General features: G+C 58.5%; 22 protein-coding genes. 11 read left to right on the forward strand and 11 right to left on the reverse strand.

The annotated features are described in order from the left end of the window. Window positions 1-11: 11 nt before the first annotated feature. The 8 genes from rseP to rpsB all read right to left on the reverse strand — a co-directional run bounded on the left by rseP (window position 12) and on the right by rpsB (window position 7,493). On the reverse strand, window positions 12-1,364 hold the full coding sequence (gene rseP / locus AACY07_RS01655) for a sigma E protease regulator RseP (RefSeq protein WP_339473216.1): 1,353 nt from the start codon (window positions 1,362-1,364) through the stop codon (window positions 12-14). A 43-nt stretch (window positions 1,365-1,407) separates the two neighbouring features. Continuing rightward, a complete protein-coding gene (ispC, locus tag AACY07_RS01660; RefSeq protein ID WP_133077725.1) occupies window positions 1,408-2,595 on the reverse strand; it encodes a 1-deoxy-D-xylulose-5-phosphate reductoisomerase in 1,188 nt (395 codons plus the stop codon). Continuing rightward, window positions 2,592-3,398: a phosphatidate cytidylyltransferase gene (locus tag AACY07_RS01665; RefSeq protein ID WP_219261625.1), complete on the reverse strand. Its 807-nt coding sequence runs from the start codon at window positions 3,396-3,398 to the stop codon at window positions 2,592-2,594. Before AACY07_RS01665 ends, ispC begins: the two co-directional genes overlap by 4 nt. After that, window positions 3,398-4,153 carry a polyprenyl diphosphate synthase gene (uppS, locus tag AACY07_RS01670; RefSeq protein WP_133077727.1) on the reverse strand — a complete coding sequence of 252 codons (756 nt, stop codon included), beginning with the start codon at window positions 4,151-4,153 and terminating at the stop codon, window positions 3,398-3,400. Before uppS ends, AACY07_RS01665 begins: the two co-directional genes overlap by 1 nt. Window positions 4,154-4,168: 15 nt before the next feature. Then, window positions 4,169-4,726, reverse strand: coding sequence for a ribosome recycling factor (gene frr / locus AACY07_RS01675; protein ID WP_019822187.1), 558 nt, complete (start codon window positions 4,724-4,726; stop codon window positions 4,169-4,171). Beyond that, a complete protein-coding gene (gene pyrH / locus AACY07_RS01680; RefSeq protein WP_003440426.1) occupies window positions 4,723-5,466 on the reverse strand; it encodes a UMP kinase in 744 nt (247 codons plus the stop codon). The genes frr and pyrH overlap by 4 nt, the downstream gene beginning before the upstream one ends. A gap of 207 nt (window positions 5,467-5,673) precedes the next feature. Then, window positions 5,674-6,543 carry a translation elongation factor Ts gene (gene tsf, locus AACY07_RS01685; protein WP_133077728.1) on the reverse strand — a complete coding sequence of 290 codons (870 nt, stop codon included), beginning with the start codon at window positions 6,541-6,543 and terminating at the stop codon, window positions 5,674-5,676. 206 nt (window positions 6,544-6,749) lie between these two features. Further along, window positions 6,750-7,493, reverse strand: coding sequence for a 30S ribosomal protein S2 (gene rpsB / locus AACY07_RS01690; RefSeq protein WP_016781981.1), 744 nt, complete (start codon window positions 7,491-7,493; stop codon window positions 6,750-6,752). 502 nt (window positions 7,494-7,995) lie between these two features. On the opposite strand from rpsB, the gene map reads away from it, so the two are divergent. Genes map through dapC form a run of 3 tightly spaced genes read left to right on the forward strand, consistent with a single transcriptional unit; the run spans window position 7,996 to window position 12,834 of the window. Next, window positions 7,996-8,850 (forward strand): type I methionyl aminopeptidase, encoded by an 855-nt coding sequence (gene map / locus AACY07_RS01695; RefSeq protein WP_326397448.1) that lies wholly within the window; start codon window positions 7,996-7,998, stop codon window positions 8,848-8,850. Window positions 8,851-8,905: 55 nt separating this feature from the next. Next, window positions 8,906-11,608, forward strand: a complete 2,703-nt coding sequence (locus AACY07_RS01700; protein WP_219261627.1) for a [protein-PII] uridylyltransferase — start codon at window positions 8,906-8,908, stop codon at window positions 11,606-11,608. 26 nt (window positions 11,609-11,634) lie between these two features. Continuing rightward, window positions 11,635-12,834, forward strand: coding sequence for a succinyldiaminopimelate transaminase (gene dapC / locus AACY07_RS01705; protein ID WP_326397445.1), 1,200 nt, complete (start codon window positions 11,635-11,637; stop codon window positions 12,832-12,834). 154 nt (window positions 12,835-12,988) lie between these two features. On the opposite strand, the gene AACY07_RS01710 is transcribed toward dapC, so the two are convergent. Continuing rightward, window positions 12,989-14,635: a Na+/H+ antiporter gene (locus AACY07_RS01710; RefSeq protein WP_339473221.1), complete on the reverse strand. Its 1,647-nt coding sequence runs from the start codon at window positions 14,633-14,635 to the stop codon at window positions 12,989-12,991. A gap of 282 nt (window positions 14,636-14,917) precedes the next feature. Here AACY07_RS01710 and AACY07_RS01715 point away from each other — a divergent pair, with 282 nt between their 5' ends. From AACY07_RS01715 to AACY07_RS01730, 4 genes are read left to right on the forward strand one after another with little or no spacing between them, the layout of a single operon-like run. Next, window positions 14,918-15,226 carry an arsenate reductase gene (locus AACY07_RS01715; protein ID WP_228795906.1) on the forward strand — a complete coding sequence of 103 codons (309 nt, stop codon included), beginning with the start codon at window positions 14,918-14,920 and terminating at the stop codon, window positions 15,224-15,226. Window positions 15,227-15,261: 35 nt separating this feature from the next. Then, a complete protein-coding gene (gene dapD, locus AACY07_RS01720; protein ID WP_133077733.1) occupies window positions 15,262-16,296 on the forward strand; it encodes a 2,3,4,5-tetrahydropyridine-2,6-dicarboxylate N-succinyltransferase in 1,035 nt (344 codons plus the stop codon). 58 nt (window positions 16,297-16,354) lie between these two features. Then, on the forward strand, window positions 16,355-17,560 hold the full coding sequence (locus AACY07_RS01725; protein WP_339473223.1) for an aminotransferase class V-fold PLP-dependent enzyme: 1,206 nt from the start codon (window positions 16,355-16,357) through the stop codon (window positions 17,558-17,560). Continuing rightward, entirely contained in the window at window positions 17,557-17,961 is a 405-nt protein-coding gene (locus tag AACY07_RS01730) for a SufE family protein (protein WP_339473225.1), read from the forward strand. The genes AACY07_RS01725 and AACY07_RS01730 overlap by 4 nt, the downstream gene beginning before the upstream one ends. Window positions 17,962-18,136: 175 nt before the next feature. Here AACY07_RS01730 and tcdA read toward each other — a convergent pair whose 3' ends face one another. Next, window positions 18,137-18,946, reverse strand: coding sequence for a tRNA cyclic N6-threonylcarbamoyladenosine(37) synthase TcdA (gene tcdA / locus AACY07_RS01735; RefSeq protein WP_133077736.1), 810 nt, complete (start codon window positions 18,944-18,946; stop codon window positions 18,137-18,139). 276 nt (window positions 18,947-19,222) lie between these two features. Between tcdA and AACY07_RS01740 the strand changes: the two genes are divergently transcribed. The 4 genes from AACY07_RS01740 (at window position 19,223) to AACY07_RS01755 (ending at window position 24,337) form a co-directional block, all read left to right on the forward strand. Next, a complete protein-coding gene (locus AACY07_RS01740; protein ID WP_133077737.1) occupies window positions 19,223-21,814 on the forward strand; it encodes a glycosyltransferase in 2,592 nt (863 codons plus the stop codon). 104 nt (window positions 21,815-21,918) lie between these two features. Then, on the forward strand, window positions 21,919-23,070 hold the full coding sequence (gene dapE / locus AACY07_RS01745; RefSeq protein ID WP_219261630.1) for a succinyl-diaminopimelate desuccinylase: 1,152 nt from the start codon (window positions 21,919-21,921) through the stop codon (window positions 23,068-23,070). Next, complete coding sequence (locus tag AACY07_RS01750) at window positions 23,070-23,879, forward strand: putative RNA methyltransferase (RefSeq protein WP_133077739.1); 810 nt, start codon at window positions 23,070-23,072, stop codon at window positions 23,877-23,879. The genes dapE and AACY07_RS01750 overlap by 1 nt, the downstream gene beginning before the upstream one ends. 80 nt (window positions 23,880-23,959) lie before the next feature. Beyond that, window positions 23,960-24,337 (forward strand): hypothetical protein, encoded by a 378-nt coding sequence (locus AACY07_RS01755; RefSeq protein WP_339473231.1) that lies wholly within the window; start codon window positions 23,960-23,962, stop codon window positions 24,335-24,337. Between the two features lie 111 nt (window positions 24,338-24,448). Here the strand turns inward: AACY07_RS01755 and AACY07_RS01760 are convergent, their stop codons facing one another. Further along, window positions 24,449-24,658 carry a cold-shock protein gene (locus AACY07_RS01760; RefSeq protein ID WP_219261633.1) on the reverse strand — a complete coding sequence of 70 codons (210 nt, stop codon included), beginning with the start codon at window positions 24,656-24,658 and terminating at the stop codon, window positions 24,449-24,451. Between the last annotated feature and the right edge of the window lie 195 nt (window positions 24,659-24,853).

Raw genomic sequence — 24,853 nt, forward strand, 5'->3', positions numbered from 1 at the left:
CAGCGAAGCGTTTACAGACGGCCCAAATCGTTGATCAAGGCAAGCAACATCACCCCGACCACCAAACTGATACCGATCTGCATTCCCCAACCCTGTACCCGATCCGACAAGGGACGACCACGCGCCCACTCGATCAGATAAAACAACAAATGCCCCCCATCCAGTACTGGTATGGGCAACAAGTTCAGAACCCCCAGGCTTATGCTCAGATAAGCCAGAAAATTCAGGAAATCCGCAACACCCGACTGGGCAGAAGCGCCCGCCACTTTAGCAATGGTTATCGGTCCACTCAAGTTTTTTACCGAGAGCTCACCGAACAACATTTTCTTGAGTGAGTCGAGCGTCAATATGCTCATGGTCCAGGTGCGTTTTGCCCCCTCCCCGATTGCAGCAAGCGGGCCGTAACTGACCTCCCGGATCATCGCTGGTGGCCAGTCGACACCTTTAACCCCGGCTCCCAGGTAACCCGTAGCGTCCTTGCCTTCGCCGCGAGCAGCCAGCGTGACAGGAATATCAACAGGGACGCCATCGCGCTCGACGTGCAGCACAACACGACTGCCTGGACGCACACGCACCCAGTCCACGACTTGCTGCCAATCCTTGATAGCCTGATCGTTCATCGCCAGCAGTTTGTCGCCAGCTTTAAGCCCGGCAGCCTGGGCAGGACCTTTCGGATCCAGCTCCGCCAGAACCGCAGGCAACTCGGGGCGCCACGGATGAATCCCCAGAGAGGTGATCGGGTTAGGTTCGTCAGCGCCCTTGAGCCAATCTTTTAATACAAGCTGATGCGACGCCTGGGCGGTGGAGCCCGGCTCACTCACAACAACCTGCAGAGAACCGCTCTCACCCAGACGGCGAACCAGTTGCAGATTAACGTTGGACCAGCCCGTCGTCGGCTCGCCATCAATGGAAATGATTTCCTGACCTGCTGCCAAACCGGCCTGGGCCGCCAGACTGCCGCTCTCTACCGAACCAATGACAGGGCGAACTTGCTGGCTGCCCATCATTGCCAGCATCCAGAAAAAAGCCATCGCCAACATGAAGTTGGCAATTGGCCCCGCCGCGACGATGGCAATGCGCTGACCCACGGTCTTGCGATTGAAAGACTGGTTGAGCTGGTCGGCCGGTACTTCGCCTTCGCGCTCGTCGAGCATTTTTACGTAGCCGCCCAACGGTATGGCTGCGACAACAAACTCGGTGCCCTGGCGATCATGCCAGCGCAGCAAAGGCGTACCGAAGCCCACGGAGAAACGCAGAACCTTGACGCCGCAACGACGCGCCACCCAAAAGTGACCGAATTCATGAAAAGTAACCAGCACCCCCAATGCCACCAGGGTGCCAACAATCATATAGAGCGCGCTCATCTACTTTCTCCGCGATTCTGTCCGGGTCCGGCAATCACCACTTTTAGCCGTTACGACTCAACCACTGTTCAGCCAGCATTCGGGCTTTGCCGTCAGCGGCAAATACCGCTTCCAATTCATCTACGGCAACCACAGGCTCGCTATTCAATACATCTTCGATGATACGGGCGATCTGTGGGTAACGGATGCGCCCGTCCAAAAAGGCAGCCACTGCCACCTCGTTTGCCGCATTGAGCATCGCTGGCGCGCTATTGCCTGCCAGCGCGGCCTCTCGAGCCAAACGCAAACAAGGGAAACGTTGCTCGTCAGGACGCTCGAAGTCCAGCCGCGCGACAGCAAAAAGATCCAGTGGCGCAACACCCGAATCAATACGTTCAGGCCAGGCCAGGGCATTGGAAATCGGTGTTCGCATATCCGGATTACCCAACTGCGCCAGTACCGAGCCATCCACGTAATCAACCAGCGAATGAATCACGCTCTGCGGATGAATCACCACTTCAACTTGATCCGGTCGGGCATCGAACAACCAGCACGCCTCGATCAGCTCCAGCCCCTTGTTCATCATGCTCGCAGAATCTACGGAAATCTTGCGCCCCATCGACCAATTGGGATGAGCGCAGGCTTGATCCGGCGTGACGTGCTCAAGCTCTGCCAGCGGTGTTTCACGGAAAGGGCCACCAGACGCCGTCAGCAAAATGCGACGAACGCCCACATTACCCAGTCCGCGCGCAAAGTCTTGCGGCAAGCACTGGAAGATCGCGTTGTGTTCACTGTCGATAGGCAGCAAAACCGAACCGCTGCGACGTACAGCCTGCATGAACAGGTCGCCCGTCATCACCAGCGCTTCTTTGTTGGCCAACAGGATCTTCTTGCCGGCATTGACCGCTGCCAGTGTCGGGCGCAGACCTGCAGCACCGACGATTGCCGCCATCACCGAGTCGACTTCAGGGGCAGACGACACCTGGCACAAGCCCTCCTCACCCACCAACACCTCGGTGTTGAGCCCGGCAGCGCGCAGATCTGCCTGCAACTGGACGGCAGCACCTTCATGGGGCACCACAGCAACCTGAGGCCTGTGCTTGATGCACAAGGCCAGTAACTCGGCGAGACGACTGTAGCCACTCAGGGCAAATACTTGATAACGATCAGGGTGACGCGCAATAACATCCAGGGTACTCAGGCCAATGGAACCCGTAGCCCCCAGAACAGTAATCTGTTGTGGACGACTCATGAGGCAGCCATCCACAGCAATACAGCAAATACAGGGATCGCCGCCGTGAGGCTGTCGATGCGATCCAGAACACCACCATGACCCGGCAGCAGGTTACTGCTGTCTTTAACACCGGCCTGGCGCTTGAACATGCTCTCTGTGAGGTCACCCACCACCGAAATCAGTACGATCAAGGCAGCACCTACCAGCGCAGCAAACATCTGTGAAGCGCTCCAGTCACGCACAATACCTACTGCAGCGGTGATCAGCAGGCTCAGTAACAAACCGCCAAAAACACCTTCCCAGCTTTTACCCGGGCTGACTTTAGGGGCGAGCTTGCGCTTGCCAAATTTGCGACCTGAAAAATAAGCGCCGATATCTGCGCCCCACACCAGAACCATCACTGCCATGATCAGCCAATTGCCCAACGGCATCGCCTTGATCAAAACCAGACCTTGCCAGGCTGGCAGCAGGATCAGCAGGCCAATCACCAGCTTGGTTGCAATACTCGACCAATGCACAGCGGATTGCGGAAAGGTCAGCACCAGAAAGGTTGCCAGCGCCCACCACAACACCGCCGCACCCAGCACCCACGGCGCCAGATCAGGAAAAATGTGCAAACCAAAGAGCAGCAAGGCCACTACCGCTGCAAATAAAACCCGTGCAGATTGAGCCTCAAAACCTGCAAGACGGGCCCATTCCCAGGCACCCAAGGTAACGACCAGGCCTATAAACAGCGCAAAGCCGCTACCCTCAAGCAGGAAAAAGCCGCACAAGGCAATTGGCAGCAAGATAAGTGCAGTGATGATTCGTTGTTTAAGCATTAAATCCGGGCTCCAGCCTCAACCTGCTCGCTCGTTTTACCGAAGCGGCGCTGGCGAGAAGCGAAATCAGCCAATGCATGACGCATGGCCTCGTGTTTGAAGTCCGGCCAGAACAGGTCGGAGAAGTACAACTCGGAATAGGCGAGCTGCCACAGCAAGAAATTGCTGATGCGATGCTCGCCACCGGTGCGAATACACAGGTCAGGCAAAGGCAGATCGCCCGTTACCAGACAGGTTTGCAGCAACTCCGGCGAAATGTCCTCAGGCTGCAAGTGGCCTGCCTGGACTTGACGCGCCAGTTGCTGCGCAGCCTGGGCAATGTCCCACTGACCACCGTAGTTAGCGGCAATCTGCAAGACAAAGCGACCTTCGCCCACCGTCATTTCTTCCGCTTCACGCATCGCCTTTTGCAAGTCGGGATGAAAGCGTGAGCGGTCGCCGATGATCCGCAGGCTGATCTCGTTTTCGTTGAGGCGCTTGGCCTCACGACGCAGCGCCCTGAAGAATAAATCCATCAAGGCACTGACTTCAGCCGCAGGACGCCGCCAGTTTTCACTGGAGAACGCGAACAGGGTGAGTACCTCGACCTTGGCCTCGACACACACCTCAATGACCGCACGAACTGCATCCACACCCGCTTTATGCCCGGCGACACCCGGCATAAAGCGTTTTTTCGCCCAGCGATTATTACCGTCCATGATGATCGCGACATGTCGCGGAACAGATGACGGGTCAGCCTGCTTCGTCTTTTCCATAAAACGCCCTGACCCTTATACGGCCATCAGGTCCGCTTCTTTCTGCTTGGTGGCCACTTCGATATCAGCCACAGCCTTGTCAGTCAGCTTCTGAATATCATCAGCAGCACGACGCTCTTCGTCTTCGCTGATTTCCTTTTCCTTGACCAGGTCTTTCAACTGGCTCAACGCGTCACGACGGATATTGCGCACGGCGATACGTGCATCTTCAGCTGCGTCACGAGCCTGCTTGGCGAAAACCTTACGGGTTTCTTCAGTCAGGGCTGGCATGGAGATCAGCAACAATTCGCCCAGGTTGGTCGGATTGAGGTTCAGGCCCGCGCTCTGGATTGCTTTGTCTACTGCGCCCAGCATGTTGCGCTCGAATGCAACAACTTGCAGGGTGCGCGAATCTTTAACCGTGATGTTGGCTACCTGGCTGATCGGAGTATCCGAGCCGTAGTAAGGCACCATCACGCTGCCCAGGATGCTTGGGTGAGCCTTGCCGGTACGAATCTGGCCAAATGAATGGGCCAGGGATTCCAGCGATTTCTGCATGCGCGTTTGAGCGTCTTTCTTGATTTCGTTGATCATTGTTGACCTTCCTCGATCAGAGTGCCTTCAGCACCGCCATGGACAATATTAAGCAGGGCGCCAGGCTTGTTCATATTAAATACACGCAATGGCATTTTGTGGTCGCGGCACAGACAGATAGCCGTCAGGTCCATCACACCCAGTTTGCGATCCAGAACTTCATCGTAAGTCAGATGATCGAACTTCTCGGCATGGGGATCTTTGAATGGATCTGCGGTATACACGCCGTCAACCTTGGTTGCCTTGAGCACAACATCAGCGTCGATTTCAATGGCGCGCAAGCAGGCAGCCGAATCCGTTGTGAAGAATGGATTACCGGTACCAGCAGCGAAAATCACCACATCTTTGGCATTGAGATGGCGCATGGCCTTACGACGATCGTAATGATCGGTCACGCCAACCATGGAAATAGCCGACATAACGATGGCAGAGATATTCGCACGTTCCAGCGCATCGCGCATGGCCAGGGCGTTCATCACGGTAGCCAGCATGCCCATATGGTCGCCCGTTACACGGTCCATACCGGCGGCGCTCAATGCAGCACCACGGAACAGGTTGCCACCACCAATTACCAATCCTACCTGAACGCCGATGCCGACCAACTGGCCCACTTCCAGCGCCATGCGGTCGAGTACTTTGGGGTCGATCCCGAACTCTTCAGAGCCCATCAGGGCTTCGCCGCTTAGCTTGAGTAGAATGCGTTTATAGCGAGCTTGATAACCACTGCCCTGCTGAGCCATTGCGAATCTCTCCTGCCGCGTTTATTAAAAATCTGTGCGAGGCCATTTTGCAGCCTGCGCATACTCTAGCTGTGGTACTGCACAGCAGCACCATCGGAACACGATTTTGCAAACCGGTTCCGTCGAGAAAGGAAAAACCCCTCCCATTTGAAAAGAGGCTGCGCGCGTGAGCGGGCAGCCTCTTCGGGTCGACAGTTGTAAACCGTCTTATTGCTTGCTTGCAGCCACTTGTGCAGCAACTTCTGCAGCGAAGTCATCAACTGGCTTCTCGATGCCATCACCTACTTTGAAGTAAGTGAAGGAAACGATTTCAGCGCCGGCTTTCTTGGCCAGGTCGCCGACTTTGATTTCCGGGTTCTTAACGAAAGCTTGCTCAACCAGGCTGGCTTCAGCCAGGAACTTGCTGATGCGACCGGCAACCATTTTTTCAACGATTTCTGCTGGCTTGCCTTTGATCTTGTCTTCGTTGAGGCTCATGAACACGGTTTTTTCGCGTTCGATAGCATCAGCGGAAACTTGCGATGGCAGCAGGAACTCAGGGTTGCTTGCAGCTACGTGCATGGCGATGTCACGAGCCAGCTCAGCGTTGCCGCCTTTCAGAGCCACTACAACACCGATCTTGTTGCCGTGCAGGTAAGCGTCAACAACGTCACCTTCGATGCGCGCCAGGCGACGAATGTTAACGTTCTCGCCTACTTTACCAACCAGAATCAGACGAGCTTCTTCTTGAGCGGCGATCAGCGGAGCTGCGTCGGTCAGTTTGTCAGCAAACGCTTTTTCAACGCTGGCAGCGACGAAGTTTTTGAAGTCTTCTTGCAGAGCCAGGAAGTCGGTTTGCGAGTTGACTTCAAGAATAACGGCCGACTTGTTGTCGTCCGCAACTTTAACTGCGATAGCGCCTTCAGCAGCAACGTTGCCTGCTTTTTTGGCTGCCTTGATGGCGCCCGAAGCACGCATGTCATCAATGGCTTTTTCGATGTCGCCGCCAGCCTTGGTCAAGGCTTTCTTGCAATCCATCATGCCTTCGCCAGTACGCTCACGCAGTTCTTTAACCAACGCTGCAGTAATCTCTGCCATTTCAAAATTCCTCTTGGATAGGTTTTCAACCATTCCACCCGACCGAACGGGCGTTCAATTCGTTTGAAGCGCACCCCGAATCAACTGTGCAGGTCGCCATCTGATACAGATACGACAAACATGGTTACAACAAATGGATTTCGAGGTGGCAAAAAGGGGGCCAAGCCCCCTTTTTGCGTACTGAGTAAACGCTAGGCGTTAATTACTCAGCCTTCAACTACCGCTGCAGCTGGAGCTTCTTCGACGAAAACGTCGGTGCCGCCAGCAACGTGGTTACGGCCTTTGATCACAGCATCAGCCATCGCACCCATGTACAGCTGGATAGCGCGGATTGCGTCATCGTTACCCGGGATGATGTAGTCAACACCTTCTGGGCTGCTGTTGGTATCGACAACGCCGATTACCGGGATACCCAACTTGTTAGCTTCGGTGATCGCGATACGCTCGTGGTCAACGTCGATAACGAACAGAGCGTCTGGCAGACCGCCCATGTCCTTGATACCACCCAGGCTACGATCCAGCTTCTGCAGATCGCGAGTGCGCATCAGCGCCTCTTTCTTGGTCAGCTTGGCGAAAGTACCGTCTTCTGCCTGGATTTCAAGGTCACGCAGACGCTTGATCGAAGCACGAATGGTTTTGAAGTTGGTGAGCATGCCGCCCAACCAGCGGTGATCCACGTACGGCGAACCGCAACGTGCTGCTTCTTCAGCAACGATCTTGCCAGCGGAACGCTTGGTGCCGACGAACAGAATCTTGTTTTTGCCCTGGGCCAGACGCTCTACGAAAGTCAGAGCTTCGTTGAACATTGGCAGGGTTTTTTCAAGGTTGATGATGTGGATCTTGTTACGCGCGCCAAAGATGTATTTACCCATCTTCGGGTTCCAGTAACGGGTTTGGTGACCGAAGTGCACACCGGCCTTCAGCATATCGCGCATGTTGACTTGGGACATGATAGTTCCTTAATAAGTCGGGTTAGGCCTCCACGTATCCCAACGACCAACCAGCAGCTTCAAAGCTGAAGGCACCCAGGTCATCGTGTCGACACGTGTGTGGGTTTGTGCTCTGCGGGCTATACCCGCAAAGCGGCGCATTTTATACCACAAGATGGTCAATAAACGAAGCACGGATTCTGATTTTATTGCCAAGCCGTTGCATGGCAAGGGTTTACATCAGATTTTGCGCTTGCCGCTGACCTGTCAATGTTACTGCCGCCACTGAAATATTCCCAACACCACCGAGTACATATCCATTCGATGCATCACGGCTTTCTACAGGTTGCGCCCTTACCAAGAGATCAAAAACCCGATCAAAAGCAGATCAAAATCTGATTCATTGGACCTGCACCTTTTTTTACCCAGGCCCTGAAATAGAACCAGACTGTCCATTCTATTAATAGAAGCGATGGCAACAGGCCCATGATTAACGCCGACCGTCTGTTAGAATCGCGTTTTTATGACGGTGTGCAGCGACAAACAGCACACCCGCAATCCTGATGATGAGCGCCAACGCGCGAAGAGAGCCCGAATGACCGTCACCCTCAAAACCCCCGAGGACATCGCAAAAATGCGTGTCGCCGGCAAACTGGCCGCCGAAGTCCTGGAAATGATCGCCGAGCACGTCAAGCCCGGCGTAACCACCGAAGAGCTGGACCGCATCTGCCACGACTATATTGTCAACGTGCAGCACGCCATCCCTGCTCCGCTCAACTATAAAGGCTTCCCGAAGTCTATCTGCACCTCGATCAACCACGTGGTGTGCCACGGCATCCCTGGCGACAAGGTCCTGAAAGACGGCGACACCCTGAACATCGATGTCACCGTGATCAAGGACGGCTACCACGGCGACACCAGCCGCATGTTCCACGTCGGCAAGGTTCCGGTCTGGGCCGAGCGCCTGTCGCAGGTGACTCAGGAATGCATGTACAAGGCCATCGAGATCGTCAAACCGGGCTGCCGCCTGGGCGATATCGGCGAAGTGATCCAGAAGCACGCTGAAAAGAACGGCTTCTCGGTGGTTCGCGAGTTCTGCGGCCACGGCATCGGCAAGGTCTTCCACGAAGAACCGCAAATCCTGCACTACGGTCGCGCTGGCACCGGCATGGAGCTCAAGGCAGGCATGACCTTCACCATCGAGCCGATGATCAACCAGGGCAAGGCCGACACCAAGGTGCTGGGCGATGGCTGGACCGCCATCACCAAGGACCGCAAGCTGTCCGCACAGTGGGAGCACACCCTGCTGGTGACCGAGACCGGCTACGAGATCTTCACCCTGCGCAGCGATGACACCATCCCGCGCGTTTCGGCCTGATACTTGCCTGTTGCCACCGTTTAAACAGAAAAAACCACGATAGGAATGCCAATCGATGCCGCAGGTGGATCCAGAACTTTTTGACCGCGGCCAGTTCCAGGCCGAGCTGGCATTAAAGGCAAGCCCCATTGCCGCTTTCAAAAAGGCGATCCGCCAGGCACGCGAGGTGCTCGACGAACGCTTCAAAAAAGGGCGCGATATTCGCCGCCTGATCGAAGATCGTGCATGGTTCGTCGACAACATCCTGCAACAGGCGTGGGATCAGTTCACCTGGAGCGACCAGGCGGACATCGCTCTGGTCGCAGTCGGCGGTTATGGCCGCGGCGAACTGCACCCCTACTCCGACATCGACCTGTTGATCCTGCTGGACAACGCCGACCACGAAATTTTCCGTGATTCCATTGAGCGTTTTCTGACGCTTCTCTGGGACATTGGCCTGGAAGTCGGCCAGAGCGTGCGGTCGGTGGCCGAGTGCGCAGAGCAAGCCCGTGCCGACCTGACCATCATCACCAACCTGATGGAAAGCCGCACCGTTGCTGGCCCCGAGCATCTTCGCCAGCGCATGCTGGACGTCACCAGCACCGAACACATGTGGCCCAGCAAAGACTTTTTCCTGGCCAAGCGCGCCGAGCAGAAGGCTCGCCACCACAAGTACAACGACACCGAATACAACCTGGAACCCAACGTCAAAGGCTCCCCTGGCGGCCTGCGCGATATTCAGACCCTGTTGTGGGTAGCCCGCCGCCAGTACGGGACCCTGAACCTGCGCGCCCTGGCCGGCGAAGGCTTTCTGGTCGAAAGCGAGCACGCCCTGCTCGCCTCATCCCAGGAGTTTTTGTGGAAAGTGCGCTACGCCCTGCACATGCTCGCAGGCCGCTCCGAAGACCGCCTGCTGTTCGATCATCAGCGCAGCATCGGCGAGTTGCTGGGCTTTGCCGGCGAAGATGCCAAGCAAACCATCGAAAACTTCATGCAGCAGTACTACCGGGTGGTCATGAGCATTGCCCAGCTCAGCGACCTGATCATCCAGCACTTCGAAGAGATCATCCTCGCGCCCGAAGACGAAGCGCCGCCAACGCCCTTGAACTCACGCTTCCAGTTGCACGATGGCTATATCGAAGCCACCAGCGACTACGTGTTCAAGCGTACGCCCTTCGCCATGCTCGAAATTTTCCTGCTGATGGCCCAACACCCTGAAATCAAGGGCGTACGGGCCGATACAATCCGCCTGCTGCGCGAACATCGCTACCTGATCGACGACGATTTCCGTAAAGACATTCGCAATACCAGCCTGTTTATCGAGCTGTTCAAGTGCAAGATCGGCATCCACCGCAACCTGCGCCGCATGAACCGCTACGGCATTCTCGGACGCTACCTGCCCGAATTCGGCTTTATCGTCGGGCAGATGCAGCACGACCTGTTCCACATCTATACGGTCGACGCCCATACCCTGAACCTGATCAAGCACCTGCGTAAGCTGCAATACACCCAGGTATCTGAGAAATTCCCGCTGGCCAGCAAGCTGATGGCCAAGCTGCCAAAACCCGAACTGATCTATCTGGCCGGGCTGTACCACGACATCGGCAAAGGCCGACACGGCGACCATTCCGAAATTGGCGCAGTGGATGCCGAGGTGTTCTGCATTCGCCACCAGTTGCCGCTGTGGGACACGCGCCTGATCGTCTGGCTGGTGCAAAACCATCTGGTGATGTCCACCACCGCTCAACGCAAAGACCTGTCAGATCCGCAGGTCATCCATGACTTTGCCCAGATCGTGGTCGACGAAACTCATCTCGACTACCTCTATGTACTGACCGTCGCCGACATCAACGCCACCAACCCGACGCTGTGGAACTCCTGGCGCGCCAGCCTGTTGCGCCAGCTCTACACCGAAACCAAGCGCGCCTTGCGTCGCGGCCTGGAAAACCCGGTAGACCGCGAAGAACAGATTCGCCAGACCCAAAGTGCTGCGCTGGACACCCTGGTACGCAATGGCAACGATCAGGATGATGTGGAGCAGCTCTGGTCACAGCTGGGTGATGACTACTTCTTGCGCCACACCTCGGCCGACGTAGCCCTGCACACCGAAGCCATCTTGCAGCAGCCCGCCGATGGCGGGCCGCTGGTGCTGATCAAGGAAACCACCCAGCGCGAGTTCGAGGGCGGCACGCAGATCTTCATCTATGCACCCGATCAGCACGACTTCTTCGCCGTGACCGTGGCGGCCATGGACCAGCTCAACCTGAACATCCATGACGCACGCATCATCACGTCCAGCAGCCAGTTCACCCTCGACACCTATATCGTGCTCGACAACGACGGCGGCTCCATCGGCAACGATCCGGCGCGCATTGAAAAAATCCGCAAGGGCCTGACCGAAGCCCTGCGCAACCCGGACGACTACCCGACCATTATCCAGCGCCGGGTACCGCGCCAACTGAAACACTTTGCCTTCGCGCCCCAAGTGACGATCCACAACGACGCCCAGCGCCCGGTCACCGTACTGGAACTCAGCGCCCCCGACCGTCCGGGCCTGCTGGCACGGATCGGGATGATCTTTCTGGAGTTCGACCTGTCGTTGCAAAACGCCAAGATCGCCACCCTGGGCGAGCGCGTCGAAGACGTATTTTTCATTACCGATGCACACAACCAACCGTTGTCCGACCCACAGCTGTGCATGCGCCTGCAGGAAGCGATCGTCGAACAACTGACGGTCAACCAGGATTCAACCCCAGAACCGTGGCGCCTTAGCATTTAACCGCCGCCGAGTGAGACCCGCACCCCATGAACAACGCTCTAAACCAGCTTCAGCCTTACCCGTTCGAAAAACTGCGCGCCCTGCTTGGCAGCGTGCAGCCCAATGCCGACAAGCGACCGATTGCGCTGTCGATTGGCGAACCGAAACACCGCTCGCCGGACTTCGTGGCCAAGGCACTGGCTGACAATCTCGACCAGATGGCGGTCTACCCGACCACCCTGGGCATCCCCGCGCTGCGTGAAGCCATCGCTGGCTGGGCCGAGCGTCGCTTCAACGTGCCAAAAGGCTGGCTAGACCCGGCGCGCAATATCCTGCCGGTCAACGGCACCCGTGAAGCCCTGTTCGCCTTCACCCAAACCGTGGTCAACCGTGGCGACGACGCACTGGTCGTCAGCCCGAACCCGTTCTATCAGATCTACGAAGGCGCAGCCTTCCTGGCCGGGGCCCAGCCGCACTACCTGCCATGCCTGGCCGAACATGGCTTCAACCCGGATTTCGACGCGGTATCGGCCGAGACCTGGAAGCGCTGCCAGATTCTGTTCCTGTGCTCACCGGGCAACCCGACCGGCGCACTGATCCCCCTCGACACCTTGAAAAAGCTCATCGCCCTGGCCGACGAACACGATTTCGTGATCGCCGCCGACGAGTGTTACAGCGAGCTGTACTTCGACGAGCAAACGCCGCCAGTGGGCCTGCTCAGCGCTTGCGTGGCACTGGGCCGTGAAGACTTCAAGCGTTGCGTGGTGTTCCACAGCCTGTCCAAGCGCTCGAACCTGCCAGGCCTGCGCTCAGGCTTCGTGGCGGGCGACGCCGAGATCCTCAAGGCATTTTTGCTGTATCGCACCTACCACGGCTGCGCCATGCCGGTGCAAACCCAGCTGGCCAGCATTGCTGCCTGGAATGACGAGGCTCACGTACGCACCAACCGCGATTTGTATCGCGAGAAATTCGATGCGGTGCTGGCGATCCTGGCCCCGGTACTGGATGTACAGCGCCCGGATGGCGGGTTTTACCTGTGGCCAAGGGTTGAAGGCGACGACGCCGAGTTCTGCCGCGACCTGTTTGCGCAAGAGCACGTGACCGTGGTGCCGGGCTCTTACCTGTCCCGTGAAGTCGACGGTTTCAACCCTGGAGCAGGACGGGTGCGCATGGCACTGGTCGCGCCACTGGCTGAGTGCGTAGAAGCCGCCGAGCGCATTCGCGACTTTATCCAGCGCCGGGGCTGAACCCCTCGACACTGACCCGCTCCCACACAATGGCACTGCAAGGCGCTATAAAACCGGTGGGAGCTGGCTTGCCTGCGATGCCATCAACTCGGTCTGACTGACAAACCGCGGCGATACAATCGCGAGCAAGCCCGCTCCCACAGAGGCTGGTGTATTACTTCACCGTCCCCAGATTGGCCTCGCTCAAGTCCAGATCCTTGAGAATCTCGCTCAATGCGTCATCCCCGATTTCGTGATGACGCCTCAAGCTGTAAAGCTCCAGCCGTTGCGCCCTGAGCGCCTTGAGTCGCAGCCGGCTTTCCAGCTGGTCCATCTGGGTCGCCAGTTCCTGCGCCTGCGCCGTGTCGTTATACACCTCAAGTTGATGACGATATTCGGACATGATCCGCGCCTTCAACTCAGCCGCCAACGCTGCCTGAGCGGCATCCTGCTGCCCAACTGCCTCGACCACGTCTTCAGCTTCCAGCGCGTGGATCGCCGCCTCGGCAGTGCGTCGCCAGGCTTCTCGTACTTCATTGCGCATTGCATCGTCCGGGCTTTTTTCAATCCCGCGCAACAACAAGGGCAGCGCAATGCAAGCCGCCACCAGAGACAGCAGGATCACCCCCGCAGCAATAAAGATCAGCAGGTCACGCTCGGGGAAATCCAGCCCCTCGTTCAGTAACAGCGGTATGGACATCACACCCGCCAGCGTCACTGCGCCGCGCACACCCCCGACGGTCAAGAGCCAGCAGGAGCGCGCAGTCGGTACCATTGTCAGCTCACCTTTGCCTCGCAGGCGGCGCAACAGACCGGACAAACGCCAGATGCTCTGCACCCAGATAAATCGCAGCGCCAGCAACACCAGAAAAATCGCCACGACATCCAGGCAGCGATACATCAAGGCGGGCCACAGTGTTGGCTCCAGGTGGACCACAGCCTTGATGATGTCCGGCAGTTGCAGGCCCAACAGCAAAAAGATCAAACCGTTGAACGCAAACTCCAGCAGCGACCACACACTGCGGTTAAGCATCCGGGTGCTGGTCTGGCGCGGCAACAGGTCCAGCCAGCTCTGCATCATCCCTGCGGCAACGGCTGACAAGATACCCGACGCGCCCAGGCGCTCAGCCAATACATAGGCGGCAAAAGGCAGCAGTAACATAAACACCACGTGGGTTGCCGGGTCATCCCAGCCACGGGCGATCATCCACGAGCGCAGGCGCCCCACCAGCCAGCTCAGGGCCACACCGATGGCCAAGCCGCCGCACGCCACCAGCACAAACGCCAAGCTGGCATTGGCCAGGGAAAACACCCCGGTAATGGCGGCCACCAGTGCAAATTTGAATGTCACCAGGCCCGTCGCATCATTCATCAATGCCTCGCCTTGAAGCATGTGCATCAAGGGTGCGGGCAAACGATTTTGCGCGATGGCCGATACCGCCACGGCATCGGTGGGTGACAGCACCGCCGCCAGCGCAAACGCCACCGGCAAGGGGATGGTCGGCAATAGCCAGTGAATGAAATAACCTGCACCCACCACCGTGAACAGCACCAACCCGACCGCCAGCGTCAGGATCGGCCCGCGCAGGCGCCAGAACTCGCGTTTGGGCATGCGCCAGCCATCCGAGAACAGCAGCGGCGGCAGGAACAGAAACAGGAACAGTTCTGGCTCCAGGGCCACGTGCAGGCCCAGGGTCGGCCAGGCCAGTACAGCGCCAGCAGCAATCTGCACCAATGGCAAAGGCAAGGGAATCAAACGCCCCAATAGACGCGAGACCCCCACCAGCATCAGCAGGATGAGGACGGTATAGGCGGTTTGCATATCGACAAGGTTCCCAACCAATCAGCTTCTACTAGACACCGCTAGCAACATTTTTGCATTGCAGGTCATAGTAGCCGCTGGCGATACATCTGGAGCCTGAACATAAGTCGCAGTGCGACGACATGTCACAAGAACATGAGATGCTCAAGCCATCCACGCCCAAGCACGCTGCACATGGCATAATCCGCGGCTGCTCATTTTCACGCATCTCCAAGGGGGGCAATTTCCGTGACCGATTCAAGCAAGACGTTGCACCTTTTCGGCATCAAAGCCTGCGACACCATGAAAAAGGCTCGCACCTGGCTGGATGAACATGCTGTGCGCTACGACTTCCATGACTACAAAAGCAGCGGCATTGACCGCGAACACCTGACCCAGTGGTGCAACGAGCACGGCTGGCAAGTGGTGCTCAATCGCGCAGGTACAACCTTTCGCAAGCTCGACGACGAACGCAAAGCCGATCTCGACCAAGCCAAAGCCATTGAACTGATGCTCGCCCAACCCTCGATGATCAAGCGCCCTGTGCTCGATCTCGGTGACAAAACCCTGATTGGCTTCAAGCCAGATCTTTATGCGGCGGCCCTTCTTTAAGCGACCGCCCATTTATTTTTGTAAGAGGTAATTGCATGTCTACTACCCTGTTCAGCGCAGCCTTCGGCGTCGGCACCCAAAACCGTCAAGGCGCATGGCTGGAAGTGTTCTACGCACAACCCCTGATCAATCCATCGGCCGAGCTGATCGCAGCCGTAGCCCCAATCCTGGGCTACACCGGCGGCAATCAGGCAATCACCTTTACCACCGCGCAAGCAGCACAAATGGCTGAAGCCGTTAAACCGGTCGATGCCGCTCAAGCAGCCCTGCTGACCCGTCTGGCCGAAAGCCACAAGCCGCTGGTCGCCACTTTGCTGGCCGAAGATGCCGCGCTGACCTCAACGCCAGAGGCCTACCTCAAGCTGCACCTGCTGTCCCATCGCCTGGTCAAGCCCCACGGCCTGAACCTGGCCGGTGTGTTCCCGCTGCTGCCTAACGTGGCCTGGACCAGCCAGGGCGCCATCGACCTGAGCGAGCTGGCCGAGCGTCAACTCGAAGCGCGCCTGCGTGGCGAACTGCTGGAAGTGTTCTCGGTCGACAAGTTCCCGAAAATGACCGACTACGTGGTACCTGCTGGCGTGCGTATCGCTGACGCGGCCCGTCTTCGCCTGGGTGCTTACATCGGCGAAGGCACCACCGTGATGCACGAAGGTTTCGTCAACTTCAACGCGGGCACCGAAGGCCCGGGCATGATCGAAGGCCGCGTCTCGGCTGGCGTATTCGTCGGCAAGGGTTCGGACCTGGGCGGCGGTTGCTCCACCATGGGCACCCTGTCAGGTGGTGGCAACATCGTGATCAAGGTGGGCGAAGGTTGCCTGATCGGCGCTAACGCCGGTATCGGCATCCCGCTGGGCGACCGCAACACGGTTGAATCCGGCCTGTACCTGACGGCTGGCACCAAAGTGGCGCTGCTGGACGAAAACAACCAGCTGGTTAAAGTACTCAAAGCCCGTGACCTTGCAGGCCAACCTGACCTGCTGTTCCGTCGCAACTCGCAAACCGGCGCTGTGGAATGCAAAACCCACAAGTCGGCCATCGAGCTGAACGAAGCACTGCACGCTCACAACTAAGCGTTTATCTGCCACTGACGAGGCTGGTTTCCAGCCTCGTCAACAGAGCCCGAACACCATGCTTTTGCCTTCTCCCTGGCGCGCTGACTTCCCAGCCATCGCCGCCTTGCAACGTCAGGACCAGACTTATCTGGACAACGCTGCAACCACGCAAAAACCCCAAGCCCTGCTCGACGCACTGACGCATTACTACGCCAACGGCGCAGCCAATGTGCACAGGGCCCAACACTTGCCGGGCGCTCACGCGACCCAGGCATTCGAAAACACCCGCCACAAAGTGACGCAATGGCTCAATGCCGGCGAATGCGGGCATATTGTTTTCACCCACGGCGCCACCTCGGCCCTGAACCTTCTGGCCTATGGCCTGGAGCATCAATTCAATGCGGGCGATGACATTGTTATCAGCGCGCTGGAACACCACGCCAACCTGCTGCCGTGGCAACAGCTTGCCCAGCGTAAACAACTGAATCTGGTGGTATTGCCACTGGATGCCGATGGCGTCATCGACCTCGATGCGGCCGCTCGCCTGATCACCCCGCGCACCCGCCTGCTGGCGGTGAGCCAACTGTCCAACGTACTCGGCGTGTGGCAGCCCTTGCCCGCGCTGTTGGCCCTGGCCAAGGCACAACATGCACTGACGGTGGTTGATGGCGCACAAGGCGTGGTCCATGGCCGGCATGACGTGCAAGCGCTGGGCTGCGACTTCTACGTATTTTCCAGCCACAAGCTCTACGGTCCCGACGGGCTGGGTGTGCTGTTCGGTCGCCACGAAGCACTGGCCCGATTGCAGCACTGGCAGTTTGGCGGCGAGATGGTGCAAGACGCCGACTACCAGCACGCCACCTTCCGCCCCGCCCCGCTAGGGTTTGAGGCTGGCACTCCGCCGATTGCCAGCGTGATCGGGCTGGGGGCAACCCTCAACTACCTGGCCAACCTCGATCAGGCCGCCGTCGAATCCCATGAAGCAGCGCTGCACGCGCTACTGGTCGATGGCTTGAAACAGCGCCAAGGTATTCAACTGCTCGGGTCGCCACACTTGGCGCTGGTCAGTTTTGTGGTTGAGGGCGTGCACAACGCCGACCTCGCCCACCTGTTGACCGAGCAGGGCATTGCCGTGCGCGCCGGGCATCATTGCGCCATGCCGCTACTGAAAAGCTTTGGGCTGGCCGGTGCCATCCGTGTCTCGCTGGCGCTGTACAACGACTCGGAAGATCTGGAGCGCTTCTTTGACGCCCTTGATCAGGCTCTGGAGCTTTTGCAATGACCCTGCCCGCCGACGCCCAGGCCGCACTCGACAGTTTTGAGCACTGCTCGGGCTGGGAGCAGCGTGCACGCCTGCTCATGCAATGGGGCCAGCGCCTGGCGCCATTGAGCGACGCCGACAAAACCGAAACTCATCGCGTGCATGGCTGTGAAAGCCAGGTGTGGCTGGTGGGCGAACGGGTCGATGGCCATTGGCAATTTGCTGCCAGCAGTGATGCGCGACTGATTCGCGGTTTGGTGGCGTTACTGCTGGCGCGGGTCAATGGCTTGAGCACCGAGCAACTGCAACAGGTTGACTTGCCTGACTGGTTCGACCAGTTGGGCCTTAGCCGCCAGCTATCACCGTCGCGCAGCAATGGCTTGAACGCCGTGCTGCAGCGGATGCGGGAATTGGCAGGCTGAACCGCAGCGATACCTGTAGTCGCTGACGAGGAACGAGGCTGCGATCGGGGTGCGCAGCACCCCGCACAACCAGAATCCTCGAGACTCCTGCTACACATGAACGGCTAATTCATGACTGCTACGCAGCCAATCGCAGTCTCGTTCCTCGTCAGCGACTACAAGGACCGCATCGCACTCATTCAGGCTTGACCCGCTCCGAAGGCCGGCGCACGCCCGCCACGATTTTGTCCACCGCCTTGGTGGCCGCGACCATGCCGAAGGTCGCCGTCACCATCATCACCGCGCCAAAACCACCGGCGCAGTCCAGCTTGACGCCATCACCGACAAAGCTCTTCTGCAGGCAAATACTGCCGTCCGGCTTGGGATAGCGCAGCTGCTCGGTGGAGAACACGCACGGCACGCTGTAATGGCGCGTCATGGTCCGCGAAAAGCCATAGTCGCGGCGCAAGGTCGAACGAACTTTCGAGGCCAGCGGGTCATTGAACGTGCGGTTCAAGTCACAGACCTGAATCAGCGTCGGGTCGATTTGCCCGCCCGCACCACCGGTCGTGATGATCTGGATCTTGCGGCGCTTGCACCAGGCAATCAGTGCCGCCTTGGCATTGACGCTGTCGATGCAGTCGATCACGCAGTCAATATTCGGGGTGATGTACTCGGCCATGGTTTCGCGCGTCACGAAATCCGCGACTTCGTGAACGATGCAGTCCGGGTTGATCTGACGCAGACGCTCGGCCATCACCTCGACCTTGTCCCGACCAATGGTCGTGCTCAAGGCGTGCAACTGCCGGTTGCTGTTGCTGACGCAAACGTCATCCAGGTCAAACAGCGAAATTTCGCCCACACCGCAGCGCGCAATCGCTTCCGCGGCCCAGGACCCGACACCGCCCACACCGACGATCGCCACATGCGCCGCCTTCAGTCGTTCAAGGCCTTCCAGCCCATATAACCGGGCTACACCGGCAAAACGTGGATCTTCTGTACTCATGACCAACACCCCAAAAACCGGCGCGCATTATAGGGGGATGACATAACATTGAGTATTTTTCCTACAAGCTATCCGACCAAGACTGCTTTAATGGCCTACAGAGTAGGAAGATAAGAGCTACAAGAAATAAATAAAGAACTTAAGTTCGCTGCAACTGCCAAATGCCAGACCCAATTCCATCAGCTGTACGATAGGTCTGAGCACAGTGTAGGATGCGCGCCGCTTGGCACCCGCCGACCGATCTTCGTTCCACTCCCTTTGGAACCCGAAATAGTTATGTCATCGCGTAAATTTGGACTCAACCTGGTGGTGGTACTGGCCATTGCCGCACTGTTCACAGGCTTCTGGGCGCTGATCAATCGCCCGGTGTCTGCACCTAACTGGCCCGATCAAATCTCCGGTTTTTCGTATTCGCCGTTCCAACAAGGCCAGTACCCGCAGAAAGACCAGTACCCGACCGACGATGAAATGCGTCGCGACCTGGAGATCCTCAGCAAGCTGACCGACAACATTCGGACCTACTCGGTCGACGGCACCTTGGGCGATATCCCCAAGCTGGCGGAAGAGTTCGGTTTGCGCGTGACCATCGGGATCTGGATCAGCCCTGATCTGGAGCGCAACGAGCGCGAAATCCAGAAAGCCATCGAGCTGGCCAATAACTCGCGCAGCGTCGTGCGGGTTGTAGTGGGTAACGAAGCCCTGTTCCGTGAAGAGATCACGCCAGAAGACCTGATCGTGCTGCTGGATCGTGTCCGGGCCGCGGTCAAGGTGCCTGTCACCACGTCCGAGCAATGGCATATCTGGGAGAAATACCCGCAACTGGCCAAGCACGTTGACCTGATCGCCGCGCACATCCTGCCGTACTGGGAATTTATCCCGGTGGACAAGGCCGGTGAGTTCGTACTGGACCGTGCCCGCGACCTGAAAAAACTGTTCCCGAAAAAGCCCCTGCTGCTGTCGGAGGTTGGCTGGCCGAGCAATGGCCGCATGCGCGGTGGCGCTGATGCCACCCCGGCCGACCAGGCGATTTATCTGCGTACGCTGGTCAACACCCTGAACCGTCGCGGCTACAACTACTTTGTGATCGAAGCCTTCGACCAGCCATGGAAGGCCAGCGATGAAGGCTCCGTAGGCGCGTACTGGGGCGTGTACAACGCTGCACGCCAGCAAAAATTCAACTTTGAAGGCCCGGTGGTCGCCATCCCGCAATGGCGCGTACTGGCCATTGGTTCGGTGGTGATGGGCTTGCTGTCGCTGGCGCTGCTGCTGATCGACGGCTCCGCATTGCGCCAGCGGGGTCGCACCTTCCTGACCTTCACCGCGTTCCTGTGCGGATCGGTGCTGGTGTGGATCGGTTACGACTACAGTCAGCAATACAGCACATGGTTCAGCCTGACCGTCGGCTTCCTGCTCGGACTGGGCGCGCTCGGGGTGTTTATTGTCCTGCTGACCGAGGCCCATGAACTGGCCGAGGCGGTCTGGACGCATAAGCGGCGACGAGAGTTCCTGCCGGTCGAAAGCGACGACGCCTATCGCCCGAAAGTCTCGATCCATGTGCCCTGCTACAACGAGCCGCCAGAGATGGTCAAACAGACCCTCGATGCCCTGGCGAACCTCGACTACCCCGACTTCGAAGTGTTGATCATCGATAACAACACCAAGGATCCGGCAGTCTGGGAGCCCGTGCGCGACTACTGCGCCACCCTGGGCCCGCGCTTCAAGTTCTTCCACGTAGCCCCCCTGGCCGGCTTCAAGGGCGGCGCGCTGAACTACCTGATCCCGCACACCGCGCCGGATGCCGAAGTGATTGCCGTGATCGACTCCGATTACTGTGTGGATCGCAACTGGCTCAAGCACATGGTGCCGCACTTTGCCGATCCGAAAATCGCCATTGTGCAATCGCCACAGGACTACCGCGACCAGAACGAAAGCACCTTCAAGAAGCTCTGCTACTCGGAATACAAGGGTTTCTTCCACATCGGCATGGTGACCCGCAACGACCGCGACGCGATCATTCAGCACGGCACCATGACCATGACCCGACGCTCCGTGCTCGAAGAGCTCGGCTGGGCGGACTGGTGCATCTGTGAAGACGCCGAGCTGGGCCTGCGCGTATTCGAAAAAGGCTATTCCGCAGCGTATTCCCACAACAGCTACGGCAAGGGCCTGATGCCTGACACCTTTATCGACTTCAAGAAACAGCGATTCCGCTGGGCCTACGGTGCGATTCAGATCATCAAGCGTCACACCTCAAGCCTGTTGCGCGGTAAAGACACTGAACTGACCCGTGGCCAGCGCTATCACTTCCTCGCGGGCTGGCTGCCGTGGGTGGCCGATGGCATGAACATCTTCTTCACCGTGGGCGCCCTGTTGTGGTCGGCGGCGATGATTATCGTGCCGACGCGGGTCGATCCGCCGCTGCTGATTTTCGCCATCCCGCCATTGGCACTCTTCGTGTTCAAGGTCGGCAAGATCATCTTCCTGTACCGCCGTGCCGTGGGGGTTAACCTCAAGGATGCGTTTGCGGCAGCACTGGCCGGGCTGGCGTTGTCCCACACCATCGCGAAAGCGGTGCTGTACGGATTCTTCACCACCAGTATTCCGTTCTTCCGGACACCCAAGAACGCCGATAACCACGGCTTCTGGGTCGCCATTTCGGAAGCCCGTGAAGAGGTGTTCATCATGCTGTTGCTCTGGGGCGCGGCGCTGGGGATCTTCCTGGTCCAGGGTCTGCCAAGCAACGACATGCGCTTCTGGGTGGTGATGTTGCTGGTGCAGTCGCTGCCGTACCTGGCGGCGCTGATCATGGCCTTTATGTCTTCGCTGCCCAAACCGGTGGACGCGGCACAAGAGCAACCGGCTGCATAAATTGACTGCAACCTCCTAAACGGCGGCCTCTGGCCGCCGTTTTGCTTTAAGATAACCGCCCTTTCTCGCCCGCCCCGCACATGCCCTGCTTCGGAGTCCACACCATGACGGCCCACGCCGACCTTTCGCCGACCCTGCAACTTGCCTGCGATCTGATCCGTCGCCCTTCCGTGACCCCGATCGACGCCGACTGCCAGAAGCTGATGATGCAGCGCCTGGGCGATGCCGGCTTCAAGCTTGAGCCGATGCGCATCGAGGACGTAGACAACTTCTGGGCCACCCACGGCAAACACGAAGGCCCGGTGCTGTGCTTCGCTGGCCACACTGACGTGGTACCGACCGGCCCGGTGCAAGCCTGGCAAAACGACCCGTTCGACGCGCTGATCGATGAACACGGCATGCTCTGCGGCCGTGGCGCCGCAGACATGAAAGGCAGCCTTGCCGCCATGCTGGTGGCGGCCGAGCGTTTCGTCGCCGACTACCCGGACCACAAGGGCTCGGTCGCATTTCTGATCACCAGTGACGAAGAAGGCCCGGCCCACCACGGCACCAAGGCCGTGATCGAGCGCTTTGCTGCCCGTAACGAGCGTCTGGACTGGTGCATCGTCGGTGAGCCGTCAAGCACCTCCCTGGTGGGCGATGTGGTCAAAAACGGCCGTCGCGGCTCCCTGGGCGCCAAGCTCACCGTTCGCGGCGTTCAAGGCCATGTGGCCTACCCGCACCTGGCCAAGAATCCGATTCACCTGGCAGTGCCTGCGCTGACCGAGCTGGCCGCCGAGCATTGGGATAACGGCAACGCCTTCTTCCCGCCGACCAGCTTCCAGATTTCCAATCTGAACTCCGGCACGGGCGCAACCAACGTGATCCCGGGTGATCTGGTGGCGGTCTTCAACTTCCGCTTCTCCACCGAGTCCACCGTTGAAGGCCTGCAAAAGCGCGTGGCGGACATACTGGACAAGCACGACCTGGACTGGCACATCGACTGGGCGCTGTCCGGTCTGCCGTTCCTGACCGAGCCGGGCGCCCTGCTGGACGCGGTGTCGTCGAGCATCAAGCAGGTCACTGGCCGCGAAACCAAAGCTTCTACCAGCGGCGGGACTTCGGACGGGCGCTTTATCGCGACCCTGGGTACCCAGGTCGTCGAACTGGGACCGGTCAACGCGACCATTCACCAGGTCAACGAGCGGGTTCTGGCCAGCGATCTTGATGTACTGACCGAGATCTACTACCAAACCCTGATCAAGTTGCTCGCCTGATGCTTGCCTGCCCAATTTGCAGTGCACCGCTGAACGCGGTCGACAACGGCGTGGCGTGCCCGGCCGGGCATCGCTTTGACCGCGCCCGCCAGGGTTATTTGAACCTGCTGCCCGTGCAACACAAAAACAGCCGTGACCCTGGCGATAATCAGGCAATGGTTGAAGCCCGCCGCGACTTTCTCAATGCAGGCCATTACGCGCCCGTGGCCAAGCGCCTGGCCGAACTGGCGAAGGAACGAGCCCCGCAGCGCTGGCTCGACATCGGTTGTGGCGAGGGTTACTACACCGCACAAATCGCCGAGGCACTGCCCAACGCCGATGGCTACGCACTGGATATCTCCCGCGAGGCGGTCAAGCGCGCCTGCAAGCGCAGCCCGCAACTGACCTGGTTGATCGCCAGCATGGCCCGCGTGCCACTGGCCGATGCCAGCTGCCAGTTTTTGGCCAGCGTCTTCAGCCCGCTGGACTGGCTTGAAGCCAAACGCCTGCTCAGCCCGGGGGGCGGCCTGATGCGTGTTGGCCCGACTCGCGGGCACTTGATGGAGCTGCGCGAACGGCTGTACGACGAAGTGCGCGACTACGCAGACGACAAGCATTTGGCCCTGGTGCCCGAAGGCATGCAGGTGCAGCACAGCGAGACACTGGAATTCACCCTCAGCCTGAGTGAGCCCCAGGATCGCGCCAATCTGCTGGCCATGACCCCCCATGGCTGGCGCGCCAGTGCCGAGCGTCGCGCCCAGGTCATCGAACACCCCGAGCCTTTAGTGGTGACGGTGTCGATGCGCTACGATTACTTCGTGCTTCAATAACCAACTTTACGGTCAAGGGCACACGCCCTTGGCCCGATTAATCCGCGAGTGGATTTTTCAGACCCGCAGTGAGGACATCCATGCGCCAACCCGATATCGAGATCTACCTGAAAGAAGCGGTCACCTACAAGGACGTCGAAGCCTGGCTGGCCAACGTGCTGGGCCCGTGCACCGAATGGAAAAAGAAAGGCGAAACCTGGAAGTGCACCGCAGGTGACGTACCCGTTACCTGGATGCCAAAAGCCGTCGGCAAATGGAACAGCCTGTACCTGGACAGCGACCAGACGCCGTGGGACGACGACATTGCCTGTGCCAAGGCCGCTTTTGACGCACTGAAGATCGAAGTGCGTTGCGCGCCGGGCAGCTGGGTCGAGGAACAGGGCGAGGCGGATGCTGATCGCTGGATCCGCATCAGTGAAGACGGCCAGGAAGAAATCACCTGGAAAACCGGTTCCTGAGCTGCAAATAACACCCTGTAGTCGCTGCCGCAGGCTGCGACAAGGGCCGAAGGACCTTCAGGGTCGCTTTGCAACCCATCGCAGCCTTCGGCAGCGACTACAGGAACTGCATTACAACCCCACTACATCTTCAGCCTGCAAACCCTTGTCACCTTTGACCTGGGTGTACTCGACCTGCTGGCCTTCAGCCAGGCTGCGATGGCCTTCACCGCGAATGGCACGGTAATGCACAAACACATCCGCCCCGTTTTCACACTGAATAAAGCCGTAGCCCTTGGCATCGTTGAACCACTTCACACTGCCTGTTACGCGCGTTGTCATGGATCCTTTCCCCCTTTTTATTATTGATCGGGCTCGTTAATTGGCCCTTTGAGAACTATCGTTTGAACCTGACGCTTCACTACTGGGTCTTGCGCGGTGTCGCGAAAGACCACCGAGTATAAGTCAGGCAAAAAAACACTCAATCAATATTAGTTCGCCGCTTTTTTGCCGATTTTCGGGAGATACGGCACACTA

It is taken from the genome of Pseudomonas sp. RL_5y_Pfl2_69, from assembly GCF_963970465.1.
GTDB lineage: Bacteria > Pseudomonadota > Gammaproteobacteria > Pseudomonadales > Pseudomonadaceae > Aquipseudomonas.